Origin of the sequence: Nocardioides sp. (assembly GCF_035429765.1) — a bacterium.
Taxonomy (GTDB): Bacteria; Actinomycetota; Actinomycetes; order Propionibacteriales; family Nocardioidaceae; genus Nocardioides.
The window spans coordinates 1-2,990 of record NZ_DAOMFK010000279.1; the positions used below are offsets into that span (position 1 = coordinate 1).

5 protein-coding genes are annotated in these 2,990 nt (G+C 71.9%); 3 read left to right on the top strand and 2 right to left on the bottom strand.

The window, feature by feature from the left end; genetic code table 11:
• A partial coding sequence (locus tag PLP61_RS16090) for a DEAD/DEAH box helicase (protein ID WP_324503776.1) occupies positions 1-1,140 on the bottom strand: 1,140 nt, incomplete at its 3' end.
• Positions 1,141-1,318: 178 nt separating this feature from the next.
• On the bottom strand, positions 1,319-1,549 hold the full coding sequence (locus PLP61_RS16095) for a hypothetical protein (protein ID WP_324503777.1): 231 nt from the start codon (positions 1,547-1,549) through the stop codon (positions 1,319-1,321).
• Between the two features lie 16 nt (positions 1,550-1,565).
• Here PLP61_RS16095 and PLP61_RS16100 point away from each other — a divergent pair, with 16 nt between their 5' ends.
• The 3 genes from PLP61_RS16100 to PLP61_RS16110 all read left to right on the top strand — a co-directional run.
• A complete protein-coding gene (locus PLP61_RS16100) occupies positions 1,566-2,177 on the top strand; it encodes a hypothetical protein (protein WP_324503778.1) in 612 nt (203 codons plus the stop codon).
• A 96-nt stretch (positions 2,178-2,273) separates the two neighbouring features.
• A complete protein-coding gene (locus tag PLP61_RS16105; RefSeq protein ID WP_324503779.1) occupies positions 2,274-2,804 on the top strand; it encodes a hypothetical protein in 531 nt (176 codons plus the stop codon).
• Positions 2,801-2,990 (top strand): hypothetical protein (locus PLP61_RS16110; RefSeq protein ID WP_324503780.1); only part of this gene is annotated, 190 nt, incomplete at its 3' end. The genes PLP61_RS16105 and PLP61_RS16110, both read left to right, overlap by 4 nt.

Below are 2,990 nucleotides of genomic sequence, written 5' to 3' on the forward strand. Positions count from 1 at the left end.
CGTCCGCTCACCGGGAGCGAGCGTGGCCAGCACGGGGTGCGCGCTGCCGTCGATCCGGGTGATGGTGGGCTTGATCCCTGCCGCGCGGGTGAGCGCTCGCACGTCGCGCACCTGGTCGTCGGTCATCAGCGTGACCACGGTGCCCTCGGCGCCGGCCCGCGCCGTACGACCGGAGCGGTGCAGGTAGGCCTTGTGCTCGACCGGCGGGTCGGCGTGGACGACCAGCGCCACGTCGTCGACGTGGATGCCCCGCGCGGCGATGTCCGTGGCGACCAGCGTGCTGGCGCGACCGGAGTGGAAGGCGTCGAGGTTGCGGACCCTGGCGTTCTGGCTCAGGTTCCCGTGCAGGTCCACGGTGGGCACGCCCTCGCGGTTGAGCTGGCGGGCCAGGGTGCGCGCGCCGTGCTTGGTGCGGGTGAAGACCACCGTCCGCCCGGGTGCGCTGGTGAGGTCGACCAGCACCGGGACCCGGTGCGTGCGGTCCAGGTGCAGCACGTGGTGGCGCATGGTGGTGACCGGCGACTGGACCGAGTCGGCCTCGTGGGTCACCGGCGAGTCGAGGAACCTGCGCACGAGCACGTCGATCGCGCCGTCCAGGGTCGCCGAGAACAGCAGCCGCTGGCCGCGCCGCGGGGTCTGGTCCAGCAGTCGTCGCACCGCGGGCAGGAAGCCGAGGTCGGCCATGTGGTCGGCCTCGTCGAGGACGGTGATCTCGACGTCGGCGAGGCTGGCGTGCCGCTGCCGGATGAGGTCCTCCAGCCGTCCTGGCGTCGCGACGACCACGTCCGTGCCGCGGCGCAGCGCCTGCACCTGCGGGTTCTGGCCGACCCCTCCGAAGATGGTGGCCGTGGTGAGCCCGGCCGCCTCGGCGAGCGGACCGAGCGCGGTGTGGATCTGCCCGACGAGCTCTCGGGTCGGGGCCAGGACCAGCGCGCGGGGGGCCCCTGCGCGCGGCGTACGCCGGCGCTCGGCCAGGCGTGCGACCAGCGGCAGGAGGAAGGCGTAGGTCTTCCCCGACCCCGTGCGGCCGCGGCCGAGCACGTCGCGACCTGCCAGGGAGTCGGGCAGCGTCGCGGCCTGGATCGGGGTGGGGGTGGTGATGTCGAGCCCGGCGAGGACGGCCGCGAGGTCCGCGGGCACGCCGAGCAGGGTGAAGGAAGGGGTGGATGACAAAGGAGATCGCATTCGGTCGGTGTCTCACCAGGCCGCGTCCCGTCGGCGACGAGACGTTGGTTCAGCGGTGCCTCGCAGGGCGAGGGGCGCGCTCGGAGCTGCGCCGCGAGCCCGAGGCAAGACCGGACGGGCTGCGTGCGCGAGCCTACCGGTTGGTCGGTGTCGCCGTGGAATCCCCGCCGGCGGGTCCTGGCTCGCCTGCGCTCGCCGGCTGGTCGGCGGGCTGGTCCGCGGGCTGGTCCAGCCGCTCGTGCAGGCGCGTGCGCACCTGGTCCGGGGTGAGTTGCGCGCGCTGGCGCTGGTCTCGGGCGATGATGGCTCCCGTGGCGGCGACGCCGGCCAGCCCGGCGAGACCGAGCACCTTCCACAGCTTCATGACGAGGACTCCTTCGATGACCCAGAGCCAGCTGACCCTGACCGAGGCGGTCGACCTGACGCGCACCGGGGACCTCTGGTTGTTCAGGGGCAATTCAACCGCGGACCACGCGATCCGTCTGCTCACCAACGCGCCGGTGAACCACGTGGGCATGGCCGTGGTGCTCGCCGACCTGCCCCCGCTGATGTGGCACGCCGAGCTCGGCAAGGGGCTCGTGGACGTGTGGTCCGGCTCGCACCACCGCGGCGTCCAGCTGCACGACCTCCGAGCGGCGGTCGAGCAGTGGACCGGCCGGTACCACCAGGTCGCCTGGCTGCGCCAGCTCGACGCCGAGATCACCCGCGAGATGGAGGATGCGCTGCTGCGCACCATCGCCCGTCTGGACGGGACCCCCTTCCCCTCCACCGCTGCGCTGGCCGGCCGGTGGCTGCGCGGCCGAGTACGCCGCCGGGCCAGCGCCGAGCTGACCTACTGCGCCGAGGTGGTGGCCGCGACGTACACCGCGATGGGGCTGCTCCCCGACGACCGCCCCACCAACTTCTACGACCCCGGCAAGTTCTGGTCCGGCGACAACCTCGACCTGCTCCGTGGTGCGCGGCTGGGGCTGGAGGTCCGGGTCGTCACGTGATCGCCCGTCCACAGCCGGTCTGATCGACAGGTGCCAGGCGTCCGGGGAGCCGCTACCTTCGTCCCAGCGTGTCTCGGAAGGGGGGTTCGGATGCCGGTGGGTCGCCCGATCGTCGCGCTCCTCCTCGCCGCGGTGCTGGCGCTTGGTGCCGGCTGCAGCGGCGACACCGTCGCCGCTCCCCCGGTCTCGCCGTCGGTGAGCCCGAGCGCCACGGTGTCGTCCAGCCCCTCGTCGGACCCGAAGCCTGAGTCGGCGGAGGAGTTCATTCGTCGGTGGGTGCGGGCCGGTACCGCCATGCAGAACAGCGGTCGTACGGCCGCATACCGTCGGATGGTCGCTCCGTGCGTCTCCTGCCAGGGCTTCGCGGACCGAGTCCAGAGCTACTACCGTGCCGGCGGATTCATTGACACTGATGGCTGGGTCATCACATCCATTGCCGCAACGGATGAAGGCAGCAGGCGCTCGCCCGTTTTCATCCTCGATGTGGACTCCCAGCCAACTCAGTACCGTGAGACAGCCAGCGGGAGTCTGAAGCACCTCCCGGGCGGACCAACGAGTTTCCGCGTAACACTGGAACGGCGTCCGCAGTACTGGCTCGTCTCCGAGCTCTTCGAGTTGCCAACATGAGAGCGCCCGCGCGTCTCATACTTCTGGGCTCCCTGACCCTCGTGTGGGTCGTCGCGATACCGGCGTCGCCCGCCTCCGCCGGGTGCAGCGCCGACGGCGACCTCTACCAAGCGGAGGTTGGCTGCTACTACACCGGCGACCAGGTCCGTGCGGCGTACGGCTCCGGCGACGGCGCGACCTGGAGCA